The organism is Rheinheimera baltica DSM 14885 (genome assembly GCF_000425345.1).
Lineage (GTDB): Bacteria > Pseudomonadota > Gammaproteobacteria > Enterobacterales > Alteromonadaceae > Alishewanella > Alishewanella baltica.
Genome location: NZ_AUDG01000077.1, coordinates 1 through 15,517, shown reverse-complemented (window position 1 = coordinate 15,517; position 15,517 = coordinate 1). Strand labels below are relative to the sequence as shown.

The following is a 15,517-nucleotide window of genomic DNA, read 5'->3' as shown; positions in this document are numbered from 1 at the left end:
AAAACGCACACAGATAACTTCAGCGAGGCACTAACAGTGCATACTGGCCAACCGCTGAAAGAGCGGAAAATATGAGTTTTTACACAGCCTGAGCGAATTGCAGCTGTTCAGAGCAGGCGATCTCGAAAGAAACGAATCTCTGGTTTGCGTTAATTGCGGACATTCGATTTTTGTGAACTTCTCATTGTAGTGGTCTAATAAATCAGGTGACCTAATCCAGTGAACAGCTTCGCAACTCATCGAGGACATCGTCGACGGCTCTATCCGCAGATTGCAGAGCCCCCTCCATGAAAGAGCGCCACTCGGTCGCTGTCTCTGTACCTGCAAAGTGTATTCTCCCAACTCGAGCAAACAAATCGGGGGCCTGCCACCAACCTCCAATCCCTCTTCGACTTGCATAGCCTCCCAAAGAATATGGGTCTGCATTCCAATCTATGGATCTCGCAAAGACAGGCTTAGGAACTGAAACATCGCTCAAAGACTGAATATATTTTAAGATGCTTGCAATCCGGTACTCTTCCGATTGTGAGCCTAGTCGGCGTGCACTTGAAGCCGTTGAAAAAACAGTGAGAATACCTAGACTGTTATCTGCCGGCGAGCTATCCACAGCCGCATTGAGAATTCCACCAATGGCAAGTCCTCGTCCAGATGCCCCAACATCTCGCCACCAAGGACTCTCAAATACGAGTATGGTTTTAATAACATGACCGCATGCAAAGTCGGTAATGACTTCGCTCTGGTAATCAGGGAGTTGTGGTAATAATCCAATGCTGCCATAAAGTTGAGGTGGTACTGCCACTATGAGTTGACGTGCTCTGTAAATACCTGTGGCCGTATCTACCGTGACCCAATCGTCGCACTGATGGATTTTAGAAACGGGTGAACTAAGTATTAATGATGTTCCTAGCTTGTCAGCAAGGTATTCAGCAAGTGGCTGCGTGCCTTCTGCAAGATACCACTGAGTAGAGTCAGCCTCACCATCAGAGCCACCAGTTGATTTCAGCTGATCAAGGAATTCATACGCTGAAATACCTTGGAGTGATGTGCACATTTCTCCCTCGGCGTATGCAGCAACTAAATCGCGAGGTGTTTGAGTGAGAATAAATTTATTCACGAATTCATTAGCTGATATTGTATCCAGCATATCCATATTGCTTTGGAAAGATTCAAGCTTATGCTCGAAACGCCACATACCCACAAGTACATCTAACTGACTTAAAAGAGAGAGGGGAAGTCGGTCACCGCTTTTGAATATCGGCTCTGAACTCGGCGAAAGTAAGAAAAAATTGTCTCCGGTTGTGTTTGGTAAAATTCGAGTCAGACCAACTTCATCGACTAGAGCTGAAATTCGTTTCTGAGAATCCCCAATAAATTGAGCTCCAAGGTCGATCGTATGGCCAGTATCTAGACGCTGTGATAAGAGACGACCGCCAATCCTATCACGCGCTTCCAACACTGCAACAGATACTCCAGCAGACTTAAATAGCCTCGCCGAAGATAAGCCTGCAAGCCCTCCGCCAATAACAAGAACATCGTAGTTATGGATTTTTTGCTTTGAAGTATCAATCATCTTTTCACCCATTTTCAATTAAATTGAGTCAAATAAATATGAAAAACCACTTTATTCATCAAAGTAGCCATTAACGTTTCTTGCTATGGAAGAACAAAACATACAAGCATGGCACGACGATAAAAGATGCGATGGTCCCGGAGATAAGCCCTCCTGTCATAACGGCATTGAATGAACGCCACAGCGGATCATCTGCTATCAACAAAGGGATTAGCCCAAGAATTGTGGTTAATTGTGTTAAAACGACAGGGCGGAATCTTTGTATCAATGCTGATTTAAGGGATGCAGTTTCAGATTTTCCAGATGCTATCTCAATATCGACCTGTTCAATGATCAGCATTGCGTTCGAAACAATCATGCCTATCAATGCAAATATCGCGAGATTTGCCATGAAATCGAAAGGCAGCCTGAAAATTATCAAAGTTAACAAAACTCCAATAGCACAGAAAGGCACGCTTAAAACAATTATTGCAACTTTTCTGAAGGAGTTATATTGATATAAAAAAAGAACTATCATACCAAGCATACATATTGGCAAAAATGAGAAAACAGCTTCAAAACTCACTTCGCTCTCTTCAATTTCCCCACCAAATTCAATTAGAACATCGAATTTATTTCGAGCATCATCTAATGTACTGGCAATGTTCGAAACTAACTCCATAGACGTCATTGCAGGGTTCAAAGCAGTAATAGTCACCGTTGACCTTAAGTTCCTTTTCTTGATAATTGATGGATGAAGCTCCAGAGAAACCTGAGCAATTTCGGATAAATAAACAGCCTTATTAGACTGTTCAGAAAAAATTTGAATATTTCTTATCTTTTCTAGAGATGAATTTCCTGACGGCATCGCTAGTACGATAGGCAACTGATACTCACCCTCTTGCATTTCAGAGGCGCTTTCACCTATGGTATTTTTTCTCAATGCCGTAAATATATCCTCACGCGTTATTCCTGCATGACTTGCTGCTTCTTGGTCGATTGTGACTACCAGACTTGGAACTGGAGCTTCCCAGTCCTGCATAATGTTGATAGTACCTTCCACATTGATAAGAGCCTGCTGAATAGATTTTGCTGCTTCTAATAATTCAAGGTGGTTGTCACCGATTATTCTCATAGCTGCTTGCCCTGGAGGCGTAGAACTCATAAAAAAGGGATTTATACCAAGTTTGGCATATTGGAAGACTGGGGGCATTTCGCTTCTTAGCTGACTTATAAACTCGGCAACATCTGTATCCTTGCCAAGATTTACGACTAGATAAGCTTTATGCGGCGCGGGCTCTGGCGGGTTTAAACCCAAAATAAAACGAGGCCCCCCCTCACCAATGTAAGCAGTAGCATCGGTAATCTCTGAATATCGAGATTCTTGGGAAAGCCAGCGTGTAACCTCTTTTGCAACTTCAGCAGTTCGTTCAGCCGGAGTTCCTGCTGGGAGCTCTAGGGTAATTTGAAGCTGAGGGCGTTCAGAAGGCGGGAAGAAAGCTTCAGGGATAGAGCCAGACAAAAACAAAGAAAAAACGAGACTTGCCGTCGTTGCAGCTAAAAATGTCTTTGGCCGTTTAATCACACTGTCCCAAAGGCCAGACATAAAGATCATTAACTTTGACGGCTGTTGATTATCGGACGCCCCCTTATTTGTTTTGATAAACCATTGAGCAAAAATAGGCACAAGCATAATGGCTACAAACCAGGAAATGATCAAAGTCACGCCAATTACTATCGTTAAGGTCTGCATATAAATAGCAGTCAGATTATCGGTGAACATTGGGGGTGCAAAAGCAAGGAACACGGTAAGACTGGCAATAAGCATTGGAGTGCCAAGATTTTCCCCCGCCTGCAGAGATGCAGATTTCCTCGATTCACCGTGCTGAACTCGTTTTGAGATGTTTTCAACGATAACCATCGGGTTATCAACTAATATACCTAGCGCAATAATAAAAGAGGCGATACTGACCTGATTCAGCTCGATACCCATAGCCCGCAAAACGACCAACGACATCACACAAGTGATTGGCACAGCCAGACCAACAAGTGACCCTGCACGAACTCCTAAAGCAAAAACGGCTACCGCAGTAACAACCAGAATCGTTTCTAATAACGTAGAGGTCATCTTTGATATGACTTGGTCTACAACTTCACCTTGATCAGTAATTATTTTTAATTGAAAGCCAGCAGGTAAGTTATTTTCCCATTGTGATATTTTTTTACGAAGTTGTTCGTTGAAATCCACCATGTTTACGCCGGGGGTCATATAACCCGCCACAGCAATAGTCTGACTTCCATTTAAATACGCTGCATTATTTAATGGCTGAGCCGCGACTCTTTCCACGTCAGCTAAACTGCCTAGCGTTAATATACTTCCATCTGGGAGCACTATTGGTGTAGATTTAATGTCTTGTATTGATTTGTAATCACTTCGTACATACAGTCGACTTTCAAGTGAATCAAAGTTCACTCTTGCTATATTATCTAGAGCACTATTATTTTTAATTTGTAAATATATATCGCTTGGCTTTATTGAATACCGTGATGCAGCAAATGGCTTTAATTTTATTGATATTTGCTCTTGTGAAATACCGTGCAATGTAACTTTATCTATGCCTTTTATACTGTATATGAAGTCGCGCAGCTCACCTGCTTTATCCCGCAATTGCGCAAAAGATTGCTTCGGCGCACTAAGAGCCACCGTCATTACAGCCACAGCATCGTAACTATCATCAACAAATGGACCTGACACACCCTCAGGAAGCGAGTTTTGCAAATCCTGCATCTTAGCTTTCACTCTGAGCCATGCTTGATCGTAATCCGATGTTCCATCCTTAATTTCCAAAGAAATATAGATTTCTCCCGCGCGTATAGATGTCACGACATTTTTGGTTTCTTCAAGTTCACGTAAAGCGCGTTCGATCGGGATCGCTAACAAGGCTTCTGTTTGATATATATCTAGCCCGGGGTGATAGGCTGTCACGACCGTTACGTTTATCGGAAGTGTTGGTTCTTCCTGCGATGGATAACTTGGATATAGGGCCATGCCTATGCCTGTCAGCACAAGAAAGAAAAAGAGCACTATGCGGCTATTGGAAAGTGAAAAGCCTGTAATTGACATCAGTGCTTCTCCTCTGACACTCGAACATGCTGGCCGTCACTTATAAATGCAGCTCCTGCTGCAACATACCGTTCTCCAAGTCTCAAATCACTACTGATCCAGTACCCTGATGGTTGGATGTCGACTATTTGAACCGGTCTTCGACTAACAATTTGAGCTTCGCTGTCATAGGAGTAAACAAATGTACTTTCATTAGTTGCTTCGCCAGAAACTGAACCATGCGGTACTAGAATCAAATTCTCCCTATTTTGCAGCCGATAATTAACTGAAACGACGACCCCTGGCGGCAAAAATTGATTGTCTGGAAGATGAAGGTGAAGCTTGATCGGTAAACTCACACCATTCGTTGCTCGCGCAGAAATATGAGCAACAGAAGCGTTAAATGATTGCCCTTGATGAGTGATAGTGATGCTGGGTTCCTTTGTTGAACGAAGTGTAGCGGCCAAATAAACAGGAATTGATGATTCAACAATTAGTTTTGCAGAGCTATCAAAGGAAAAAATAACTTGGTTTTGCTCAACTTCCTCGAAGGGCTCAACTTGCCTACTAGAAACGACACCGTCATAGGGTGCTTTTATCACTGCCTGTGCAAGGTCTCTTTCAGCTAATTGTACTTTGCTATTTGCATCCCGAAGTGATGCTTGTGCAGTTAGGTAGAGAGTTCTGGATGCCTCTAATTCCTGTTGAGATATTGTCTTGTTTGATCGCAGGCGAGTTAGTCGTTCGTAATTTGACGTATATTCTTCAAGTGCAATTTGAGCCTTGGATACCTCAGACCGAGCGCTATCGAGCACGAGCTGATAGCGCTCCAAATCCATTGTTGCCATTACTTCACCGGCTTTTAGTTGACTACCAATATCAACCATGACTTTATGGACTTTACCAGAAACACCGAACGCTAGCTGAGCTCGGCTTTCGGTCTGTGTAATACCTGGGAAGAGCGATTCCTGCTGGTAATCGTTTGCTTTTACCTCGTTTAACAGAACTAATTGCCTATTTTCCTTAACAAGCTCGGTAGTGTTTTCACTATTACACCCCTGCAGCAACATTAGAGAAGCAAATAGTAAAATGACGACAATCGTGCATCGTACATTGCTAAAATACATAAGTAACTGATCAGTTATATAATTAAACGAACTCATGGTGACCCACCTTTTTGTATGTCATAGCGGTAGATATAATTTAGTTGTTTGGTTTAAGAAGGACCTGAACCAACTGACGTAAACGCTCCGGCGAGTATTCAACATCTTCAGTAGCGATCTGACAGGACAAGCCATCTACGTAGGCAAATAAATAGTGCGCAATCTCTTCGGGCGTGAACAGATAAGTAGCACCACTATCAACTTGTATTTTCTTGATCATTTCACAAGAAGCAATAAAGAGCTCTTTAAACGACGCCTGGACAGCTTGCTTGATCTCTTCGTTCCGAGATGATTCAGCAAGAATTTCCAGATACATAATAGTTTTAACTTTGTCACCTGTGAGATAGAGCTCTCTCTCTAGCGCGTCCAAGAAGTCACTGGCACTTTCAATTCTCCTCAAAGCTTCCAGATCGCTGGTAGAGTAGCGCTTAGCAATCTCCAAGATGAGTTCATTTTTTGAAGTGAAATACTGATAGAGACTAGCCTGACTGACTTGTGATGCACGCGCGATCTCAGTCATGCTAGAACCATGAAATCCTTTTTTAACGAAGCATTGCACTGCACCATCAAGAATAGCCTCTACTTTAGCCTCTCTAGCTGCGTAATTAATCGGGCGACCTAAGTTTGACATAAAAGCACCACTTATATACATGACTAATCAATCATATAAATTGAAGTGAATTATGTCAACTTGCGTTGGACATAAAAGTGAGTTCCTGAAGACTTTTTTAAAATTTCTGAGGGCAATCGTCTGCTTTCAGAAAAAAGCGCCGATTTAATCGAATCTCAGTGAATTTCCGCTTCTGGCACAAAGCTGCTATCCGAATAAGTGGTACTTTTAGTGAAAGTGGTGGTGCAGTTAATTTGCAACGAATGGTAACAAGCACTTTCAAACGGGTGGTACTTTTTATGCAATTAACCAGTTGGCAATTTTTACAAAGAACATTCACCTTGCACTGAATTTATACTGATAATTTTTCAAACAGGCTAAAAAATGAAATTAGAACAACTTAAAATGCATTACGAGGCCGGTGATTTAAAGATTGCTGTTATATACCGTGACAAATTCGAAGGTGACAAAATTCCAGGTTGGGTCACAAAATTTATTAAGCACAATGGTGTCTGTCTAACACTTGAGTTAGAGCAAGGGCGTGATGGTATTCGATGTAAACGTACATTTAAATCATTAAATGATGCTTTTGCTGCATGTAAAAGAGTTGGTTTCACGGAGGTTGATGTTAAGTCATAAACTCGCACAGTTTAGAGAAGTTAAGTATTTACGATATACCTACCCCTCACACAGAGTGTTTGTAGTGGTCAACTAATTCCGGTCAGGAAGTTAGATAGATCCTCAGCTCAGCTATTGCCGGAGGCACACCATTGTTGAATTGATGTGGCCTGCTGCAGCTGTAATTATCCATTAGCTAATAACTGTTATCACGCATCGCTTTAGAACCTGATTATAAACGCCAAACCGGCATCATTACGCTTGAATTTATTGAAAATGTACGACGTTGCTTTTAATTAGACAACTCTTCTAACATGGCAATCTTAGCCCCTAAAATGGGGCCGGACTTCATTAAACAACTACAAGAAAAATGCCGCTCAGTTAATCCATAAAATGCATATTTTAAATTTGTTAAAAAAATTAATAGAGCTTCTCAATCATGTTTTTAAAGTAAATATTTGCTCTACTGGAACTTGAAAAAATTGTGCCATTTTTAAAGCGATCACAACAGACGGCGTAAACCGTCCTGTTTCTACAGTACTTATGGTTTTGCGGGATACCCCGATCGCGTCAGCCAGTTCTTGTTGGGACAACTGACGCTCAGCCCGAAATACTGCGATACTGTTATTGACCCCCTCCATTAGCTATCCCCCTCATCCCGGAGTTTAAATAACACCGTAAGACCCCATACCAAACTGGTCAGCACCAACATTAACAGCACATAATTGTTCAGCGTAATAACTTCTGCTACAGCCGCATCAAACTTGCTGAGTAATTTAGAATCACCCAGAATATATCCTGGTAACAAAAGCAGCAACATCGCAAGAAAACCGTTACTGTTCGCTTTGTTGTTTATTTCCCGGGCATACTCCTCACTGTATATACCCAAAATTTCACGCCAGCCACCACTGTTTCCACCTTTTTTACTCCAGATAACTACCGTTACCAAAAAGCATAATGCGAATAACAAACTCAGACCACTTATCCAATTCGACCACTGCCACTGCAGCTCACTCAGGACGTTAGTTGCTAACTTGCTAGCAAACATACCACTGGCAAAAAGTGCAGAATACGACCCAAACTTTAATGTCGTAATTTGCTGTTCCGGACTCCAATCATTCATTTTCAACCCCTCAATTGATACCTTAGGGTCTCAATATATAACCTAGAGGTATCTCAATGCAACCTTTAGGTATCAGAGAGAGTGTAAGTAAATATTTCAATTACCGCTAACATCGCATAATAACGTAATTTAATTTAGCTGTGGTTTTCAAAATAATTAAGAATATCAGGCCATAACACCTGAGATTGGCGTCGAAAGTATCCCATATGGCCAATAGTGATTAAGCCAAGGTTTTTCGGATTGATATCCTCACTTATTCTGACACTCCCCTGATAATATTTGACAAAAGCATCCCGTGACCGTGGCATTGCCCATTTATCATCGATAGCATTGACCGCCTTTATCGGTGTTTTTACATCGGCAAACTTGTCTTGCATTCCAGGATATTGTTCATCGTCAAAAAAGTAGTGCGGGAAGCCACACCAACGCTTCCACTGCTTATAGACGCCCAATGGCAAATCCTCGCCCATACCCAACTTGCTCCAGCCAAGAAAACCCTGGACGCGGGTGATCAAAGGCGCCACAACATGCCACATTAATTGCACCCTTAGCCTCTCCGCCTTTGGCATCCAACCATGCCAACCCGCGCCGGTACCAAAAAAATAAGCAGCATTAATATGCTGGTGGTTATCGATAAGTCCCAGAGCGTGGCCACCGTATGAATGTCCCAGCAAAAACAACGGCAATGTTTTGCTGCGCATTTTGTCGACCACCGCTTGCAAGTCTTTACGCGCCCAGTCCCGAAAATCCACGTCAAAGCCTTTTAAGCTAGCCGGAGCCGACCGGCCAATTCCCCGGTAATCAAAGGTGATTACATCTAAGCCCAGCTCGGCTGGCGTATTGAGCAAAATGGCGATAAAAACCCTGGGGTACACCGGTAGCGCTGGCAACTATGATTAAGCCTTTGGCAGATTTTGCTTGATAATGCTGGGCGACCAATGGATAACCATCGGTTGCGGTAATAGTAAAAAAGGGATTGCTCTCTGACATTACTCGCTCCTTATCTTAAACTGAGCAAAGTATAAAGTATGTAGTACACTACAGAGTCAAGGGTTTTAAATTTATAAGGTAAAGAGCAAAATGAAAGCCAGTGATGTTGCCAAATCTGCCGGAATATCAAAAGAGACGTTGCGCTACTATGAAAAAACCGGGTTGATATCCACACCAATAAGGCAAGCTAATGGCTATCGAAATTATCCGGCATCGGTATTAGATGAGCTACGTTTTATCAAGTTGGCGCAAACTGTAGATTTTACTCTTAATGAGATAAAACCGGCCATTCCATTTTTAAAAAACCCGGACCCTCGCTGCCCGCAATTAATTCAGGCGTTAAAAAACCAGGTCAGTCGGGTTGATGAAAAAATCGATGAGCTGCAGCAAGCGAAAGCAACCCTTAATCGGTGGCTGTCAAAGCTGACGTTACAATCCCAAACATGAGCATCCATCGTTTGAAAGTCACAAATAGTACAATGGCTATTTTTGCCCAACCCCCGAAAATGTACACTTAATCGTCATCGACAGCGTTGTGTAATAAGTCCATTCGGCTTTGGCCTTGTCAAACTCTATGTTTCGCAAATAATCAGCAACGACAGGGATATTCTCACGTTCCAGGAAAGTGAATGCGCGTTGTTGTATTTCTTAGAATAGCGTGTCTGCAGATATTGATTCATCAACAAATAAAGCAAGTAACACACCTGCGGCCTTTAAGTTTTTACTGGCGTCTTCCATCGCTTTTTTCATTTGTTCGCCAGCAGCATGTTTGGCCAACTTTTCGTAGTGATGAACAAGGTAGATAAACGCCTCAATTAAATTTTCGTTCACTTCACGAAAGCATTAATAAGCAAAACAGAGTAAATACAACCTGACCGAGCCTTTGTGCATGCGCCGAAGTTTATAAACGGTGTAGTACTTAACCAAGGACTTGTAGTATTTACTGCTCTCAGCTGAGAGCCCTGCGATCTCCAAAAAGTCCTTTGTAAAATCGTGCAGCGGCTGAAAATACTGTCGTCACACGATTTCCTGTTTAAGTTCTTTGTGGCTAAAGTTTTTAGGTTCCTTTTTCAAGCTGGTGATCCGATACATCTTCTCGTCAGCATTTAGCAAATCATCTCACTGCTCAAGTACCGTCGTTGACGCCGTTTCAGTCAGTAGAGTTAATACGCGGCTTCGTTCGTGATTGACAGCCCGACCTACCATATCTTGTAACGTCGAGTACACTGGAGCTACAACCCGTTGACTGGTCATGTAATGCAGCAACTCACGCAAAATGAAGACGGGCGCGTGGACAACATGGCTATACGCTTCGCTTTACTCTCCAGCTCTTCGCGAACGTCTTTATTACAGATGCGATAATTGAGTAGCTCCAGAATCGTCCTCTGGTTGATAAGCCGAATGGGCCGAGATGGGACTTTTAGAGGGTCATTACGTCCACCAAAATAACGATTGATCAAATACTGTAGGTCAGTCATCACCTTGGGGTGCTCAATGTTGAAAAACTGACGCTTCGCTTTGAAGTAGCCCAGTTCCAGCGCCAGATAGACGCCACCAGAAAATGTTTTAGTCGCCATAACACTCAGTTCAGTAGTGCTGAAATCAAAGTACAGCTCTCGCTCGTCATCCGTGAACTGCGGTAGTTCGAACAGATCGTCAATTTCTTGTTGAGAAAGTATTGCGAGGCGGTGAGAAGATTTGGTCTCATCAGGCAAATTTATTGGCATGTACTACCTACTCGAGTAAAAACTGAACATTTTTCAACCACTTTAACGCTCTAATTTTCCTAGATAAAGTAGCATCACTACAGGTATTTGTAAGAGGGAATCAATGCTGCAATGACAACCATCAGTAGTTCAGCCAATTCAAGCTAATTACCAATTCGTACCTGTTATCTTGTGTAGTACTTCGCAAAGTATCTGGCTGAAGTGAGTGTAGGCCTCGATGGTCGTACCCGATAATGGAAAATAAAAAACGTTAAGCCATATCTAAGATGTTCGATCAGCAGTTTGAAATCATTATTGGCGCAATCTGATATGTGAATGGCGCACTCTGATTATGTGAATTAGAACTGGTGCATTAAGATTGATATATTTCGCAAAACGCGTACTTATTGCAAAGGAACCAAACCATGCCCAGCAAAACCATTTTCATTACCGGCACCAACTCAGGATTTGGGAAAGCAACCGTGGAGCAATTTGCCCAAGCAGGCTGGCAGGTCGCTGCGACGGTACGTGACCTGTCAGCACATGGTCAGTTGTTCAAAGAATTCCCCAGTGTCACACTGTTTGAACTGGACGTGACAGACTTTGCACAGGTCGAAGCCGTCACCCAAGCGGCCATTGCAAAATTTGGCACAATCGACGTTGTGGTCAACAACGCCGGATACTGCCTGATGGGACCGACCGAGACATCAAGTATGGAGCAAATCAAGCGGCAGTTTGATACCAATGTGTTTGGTGTGTTTGCCGTCACCAAGGCCTTTATTCCACATTTTCGCAGCCAGCGCACCGGCATGTTCATCAACCTGTCGTCAGCTAGCGCTCAGTTCAACTACCCGTTCATTGCCGCCTATGGGAGCAGCAAATGGGCAGTACGCGGCATGACTGAGAGTCTGGGCATTGAGCTGGCCCCATTTAACATCGAAGTAAAGGCCATCTATCCCGGCCTGCATGCCACCAAAATATTTACCAAGCTGGACGACGGTGGCGATGCGAAAACTCCGGCGTTTGGATTTTATGAGAAGTACTTCAAGATATTTTTGTCGGCGCAAGAATCGGTTATCAGCGTGACCTCTCCGACCAACATTGCCAACGAAATTTTCAAGGCGGCCACTCACACCAAGGGTAAACTCCATATTATTTCAGGGGGTGATGCCAAGCTATATGCTTTCCTTAAAATTATTTTGCCGGAGCGAATGTTCCAAAAAATGCAGCTCCGCAACATGTTGAAGCCACTGTCTAGCATTGAAATTTCATTCGCAAAAAGGATATTCGGCTCTAATCTGGCCAAGCTCGAAGTCGGCAAACAAAAACAATAGGAGCACAGTATGGATTTTGCACAACACTTGGTCAGGTACTACAAAGGAGAGTGGCTGGAAGCCATTCTCTTAATGGCTTTTGGTATCACAACTACAGGTCTGGCAGTTGTGATGTGGCAACATGCTGGCCAGAATGTTCTCCTAAAGGGGCTTTTTTACCCTATTGTATTCTTTGCCGCATTTACTGCTCTGGCGGGAGGTTTCTGTGTCTACAATAACAGCTTGCGACTTGCCACAATGCCCGCGCAGTACGTACAAAACCAGGTGGAATTTGTTCAAGCCGAGCAAAATCGCTTTGAAGGTGCCAAAGGAGTCAATACCTGGTGGATGCCTCTGAAAGTACTTTGGGCTGTTTTTGCCATCGGTGGTATTGCGGTGTCGTTTACCACCCGTAGTGACTTCATCCACGGCATCGCCATAGGTTTCATCGTCATCGGAGCGATGGGGTTTGTGATTGATGGATTCGCACACCACAGGGCCAAGGTGTACACCGCTGTGCTGCTCTCTCAAAACGTTGTTCAACCATGAACAATCGACAGGGCGCAAGCATCCATGGCAGCTGACCGGATTCCTCTGTTTGGCCCTGGCCTCACACGGCTGGCCTTACTGGGTTTGGATGTAGATCAGGTACTGCGTCAGCCAGGCATCTCGCCTACTTTGCGCCACCAAACCAAAGTGTCACTGACTACGAGTCAGTATTTCGCTCTCTGGGCTGCCATCGAAGCTGTGAGCGGTGATGCGCTAATTGGACTGCGCATTGGTGGTGAAGCACGCTCCGACCAATTCGATCCGGCATCCTTTGCTGCCCTGCATTCCCAAACCTTTGGCGAGGCGCTGAGTCGCCTGGCGCGATATAAGCGCCTGACATGCCCTGAGACAATTCGCATAGAGCCCTACGTTGATTCAGTTCGCATCAGCTTTCACTGGCTCTGGGCGCATAGCGAAGCGCCCCATGCCTTGACCGATTCCGGATTTGCCAATATCGACCTGCTTCTACGCAGTGGTACTGGCAAATCGATTGCACCTCTGAGGATTGAGTTAGCGTATATTCGCAAGGATGTGCAACGTTATGCAGACTACTTTGATTGCGAAGTATGTGTAGGGGCGGAGCTCGATGCACTGGTCTACTCCAACTCGACATTAAACGAGAGATTTATCACCAGCAATGCGAATCTGATCGCGGCGTTGCTTCCGGGTCTAGACTTACAACTAGAATCCATCTCGCCTCAGTCATTGGAGCAGCAAGTGAAAGCGGTACTAACCGAGATGATGCGTGGCGAACGCCCCAGCATGGAGGCTGTAGCTCGGCAATTACTCTTGAGTCCACGTACCTTGCAGAGACGACTAACAGAGGCAAAGACCAACTACCAAAGTATTCTGGATAACGTACGTCAGGACATAGCCTGCAAATTGCTGAGCCGCACAAGCATGGAACCTAATGAGATTGCTTTTTACCTCGGCTTTGAAGAGGTTAACTCCTTCCATCGGGTATTTTGCAAGTGGCTTGGTATGACGCCGAAACAATGGCGCACTCAGGAATCCATCCAGTCAAGTACACGGAACTCGGTTCCCAGACCTGTGTGTTGATCTATGGCCTGACAGAGGATATCAGATGTACTAGCTCAGACTTGATCTGACAGTTACCAGTTTTGTGGTGGTGTCTGTCAGATTCGAGTCAGATTCTTTTCTGCCCAAACCCGTTTCCCATCAATCAATGTTTCAACTGGCGTTCTGCCGTTGCACATTTTGCCTTGATGAGTTCGTTCATTGTTGTAGTAAGACAGCCACTCGTCCAGATCTTTTTGCAGCTCCTCCAGCGTTTGGTACAGTTTTTTGCGGAAGGTCACCTGATAAAACTCGTTCAGGATAGTCTTATGGAACCGTTCGCAGATGCCGTTGGTTTGCGGCGACATCGCTTTGGTTTTCGTGTGGTCGATATCGTTAATCGCCAGATAAAGCTGGTAATCATGGTGCTCGACCTTACCGCAATACTCCGTGCCACGGTCAGTTAAAATGCGAAGCACAGGCAACTGGTGTGACTCGTAAAACGGTAGTACTTTGTCGTTCAGTAAGTCTGCTGCTGTGATCGGCGTTTTCGTGGTGTAGAGCTTGCAGTGCGCGACTTTGCTGTAAGTATCAACATAGGTTTGTTGGTAAATACGACCCACGCCCTTTAGGTTTCCGACATAAAACGTGTCTTGCGACCCAAGATAACCAGGATGCGCGGTTTCAATCACACCACAGGCTTCATCGTCGTGTTTTTTGCGCTCAAGTGCCGCAATCTGTTGATCGGTAAGCTCAATTCCATCTTGAGCAACCTTGGCTTCTAGGGCTTTCAAGCGCTTCTTAAAGTTCTCTAAATCATGTCGCAACCAGATTGAGCGGACGCCACTGCCAGAGACAAACACGCCTTTCTTGCGCAGTTCGTTGCTGGTTCTGTGCTGGCCATGGGCCGGAAATTCAATCGCGTAATCCATCACTGCCTGTTCAACAGCTTCTTCGACACGGTTCTTGATATTTGGACTTCTGCGGCTTTTTTCGATCAGCGCATCAACACCGCCATCGTCCACTAATTCACGGTAACGATAAAACGTATCACGAGACACACCCATGACTTTACAGGCTCTGGAAACGTTGCTTAGTTCCTCTGCCAGATTGAGTAAACCTGTCTTGTGTTTGATAATTGGATTGTTACTATGGAGCATGAGAGTTACCTCTTTGGTTTTGATTAAGGATTCGACACCCACAATCAAAACTGGTAACTCTCACCTTTTCAAGGCGATGTGTCAGATCAAGTCGAGACTAATTCACATAATTATAGTCACCAAAAAAGTCATCTATACAATACAATGCAAATATTTACATATTCCCTACCCTTATGTGATTTAATATCAGCCTTGGTAGTCCTTTTAGGAAATCCCATAACGCAATAAAACCGCCAATAAAAAGTGTCCTAATCCCTCGAAACGAAAACGGAGCAACTGCTTTAAATTCGTCATGCTCTACCCTTCCATATATCGCAATACTTTGAAGAACTGAGTAAGCGTTGCAGCAACCACACCGTCGGCGTGATTGCCGTGTAGATCAGAATGGCAACAGCTTTGTCAGCTTGTCTGGTGTATCTGCGGTGGGCAGCTCTTTAAACAACCTGGTCAGGTAATCATAAGGTTCTAATCCGTTGATTTTGGCAGTTTCGACCAAGCTGTAGAGTGTCGCACTGGCGTTGGCACCTGATGTGGTGTTTGCAAACAGCCAGGCTTTACGGCCGATGACGAATGGCTTAATAGCACGTTCGGCGCGATTGTTGTCGATGTTCAGCCT

At 44.1% G+C, this 15,517-nt stretch carries 16 protein-coding genes; 5 read left to right on the top strand and 11 right to left on the bottom strand.

What is annotated here, in order from left to right:
• Window positions 1-211: 211 nt before the first annotated feature.
• From H595_RS0118050 to H595_RS0118035, 4 genes are all read right to left on the bottom strand, one after another.
• A complete protein-coding gene (locus H595_RS0118050) occupies window positions 212-1,570 on the bottom strand; it encodes a flavin monoamine oxidase family protein (protein WP_027672445.1) in 1,359 nt (452 codons plus the stop codon).
• A 70-nt stretch (window positions 1,571-1,640) separates the two neighbouring features.
• Complete coding sequence (locus H595_RS0118045; RefSeq protein WP_027672444.1) at window positions 1,641-4,673, bottom strand: efflux RND transporter permease subunit; 3,033 nt, start codon at window positions 4,671-4,673, stop codon at window positions 1,641-1,643.
• Entirely contained in the window at window positions 4,673-5,815 is a 1,143-nt protein-coding gene (locus tag H595_RS0118040; protein WP_027672443.1) for an efflux RND transporter periplasmic adaptor subunit, read from the bottom strand. The genes H595_RS0118045 and H595_RS0118040 overlap by 1 nt, the downstream gene beginning before the upstream one ends.
• 40 nt (window positions 5,816-5,855) lie before the next feature.
• Complete coding sequence (locus tag H595_RS0118035) at window positions 5,856-6,446, bottom strand: TetR/AcrR family transcriptional regulator (RefSeq protein WP_027672442.1); 591 nt, start codon at window positions 6,444-6,446, stop codon at window positions 5,856-5,858.
• A gap of 363 nt (window positions 6,447-6,809) precedes the next feature.
• On the opposite strand from H595_RS0118035, the gene H595_RS0118030 reads away from it, so the two are divergent.
• A complete protein-coding gene (locus H595_RS0118030) occupies window positions 6,810-7,064 on the top strand; it encodes a hypothetical protein (RefSeq protein WP_027672441.1) in 255 nt (84 codons plus the stop codon).
• Between the two features lie 416 nt (window positions 7,065-7,480).
• On the opposite strand, the gene H595_RS0118025 is transcribed toward H595_RS0118030, so the two are convergent.
• From H595_RS0118025 to H595_RS22820, 3 genes are all read right to left on the bottom strand, one after another.
• Window positions 7,481-7,684: a helix-turn-helix transcriptional regulator gene (locus tag H595_RS0118025; RefSeq protein ID WP_027672440.1), complete on the bottom strand. Its 204-nt coding sequence runs from the start codon at window positions 7,682-7,684 to the stop codon at window positions 7,481-7,483.
• A complete protein-coding gene (locus H595_RS0118020) occupies window positions 7,684-8,166 on the bottom strand; it encodes a hypothetical protein (protein ID WP_027672439.1) in 483 nt (160 codons plus the stop codon). The genes H595_RS0118025 and H595_RS0118020 overlap by 1 nt, the downstream gene beginning before the upstream one ends.
• A gap of 134 nt (window positions 8,167-8,300) precedes the next feature.
• Window positions 8,301-9,056 carry an alpha/beta hydrolase family protein gene (locus H595_RS22820; RefSeq protein ID WP_205623262.1) on the bottom strand — a complete coding sequence of 252 codons (756 nt, stop codon included), beginning with the start codon at window positions 9,054-9,056 and terminating at the stop codon, window positions 8,301-8,303.
• Between the two features lie 190 nt (window positions 9,057-9,246).
• Here H595_RS22820 and H595_RS22815 point away from each other — a divergent pair, with 190 nt between their 5' ends.
• The gene (locus H595_RS22815; RefSeq protein ID WP_037055258.1) at window positions 9,247-9,603 is read left to right on the top strand and encodes a MerR family transcriptional regulator; all 357 of its coding nucleotides are present in this window, start codon (window positions 9,247-9,249) and stop codon (window positions 9,601-9,603) included.
• Window positions 9,604-9,804: 201 nt separating this feature from the next.
• On the opposite strand, the gene H595_RS24180 is transcribed toward H595_RS22815, so the two are convergent.
• The gene (locus H595_RS24180; protein ID WP_027672438.1) at window positions 9,805-9,987 is read right to left on the bottom strand and encodes a hypothetical protein; all 183 of its coding nucleotides are present in this window, start codon (window positions 9,985-9,987) and stop codon (window positions 9,805-9,807) included.
• 419 nt (window positions 9,988-10,406) lie between these two features.
• Complete coding sequence (locus H595_RS24175) at window positions 10,407-10,883, bottom strand: DUF4158 domain-containing protein (protein ID WP_027672437.1); 477 nt, start codon at window positions 10,881-10,883, stop codon at window positions 10,407-10,409.
• A 404-nt stretch (window positions 10,884-11,287) separates the two neighbouring features.
• Here H595_RS24175 and H595_RS22805 point away from each other — a divergent pair, with 404 nt between their 5' ends.
• From H595_RS22805 to H595_RS22800, 3 genes are read left to right on the top strand one after another with little or no spacing between them, the layout of a single operon-like run.
• Complete coding sequence (locus tag H595_RS22805; RefSeq protein WP_051219976.1) at window positions 11,288-12,196, top strand: SDR family oxidoreductase; 909 nt, start codon at window positions 11,288-11,290, stop codon at window positions 12,194-12,196.
• A gap of 9 nt (window positions 12,197-12,205) precedes the next feature.
• Window positions 12,206-12,724 (top strand): hypothetical protein, encoded by a 519-nt coding sequence (locus H595_RS0117990; protein WP_027672436.1) that lies wholly within the window; start codon window positions 12,206-12,208, stop codon window positions 12,722-12,724.
• 24 nt (window positions 12,725-12,748) lie between these two features.
• Window positions 12,749-13,783, top strand: a complete 1,035-nt coding sequence (locus H595_RS22800) for an AraC family transcriptional regulator (RefSeq protein ID WP_051219975.1) — start codon at window positions 12,749-12,751, stop codon at window positions 13,781-13,783.
• A 77-nt stretch (window positions 13,784-13,860) separates the two neighbouring features.
• Here H595_RS22800 and H595_RS0117980 read toward each other — a convergent pair whose 3' ends face one another.
• A complete protein-coding gene (locus H595_RS0117980; protein ID WP_027672435.1) occupies window positions 13,861-14,901 on the bottom strand; it encodes an IS481 family transposase in 1,041 nt (346 codons plus the stop codon).
• A 379-nt stretch (window positions 14,902-15,280) separates the two neighbouring features.
• The coding region (locus tag H595_RS22795; RefSeq protein WP_037055256.1) for a transposase domain-containing protein at window positions 15,281-15,517 on the bottom strand (237 nt) is incomplete at its 5' end.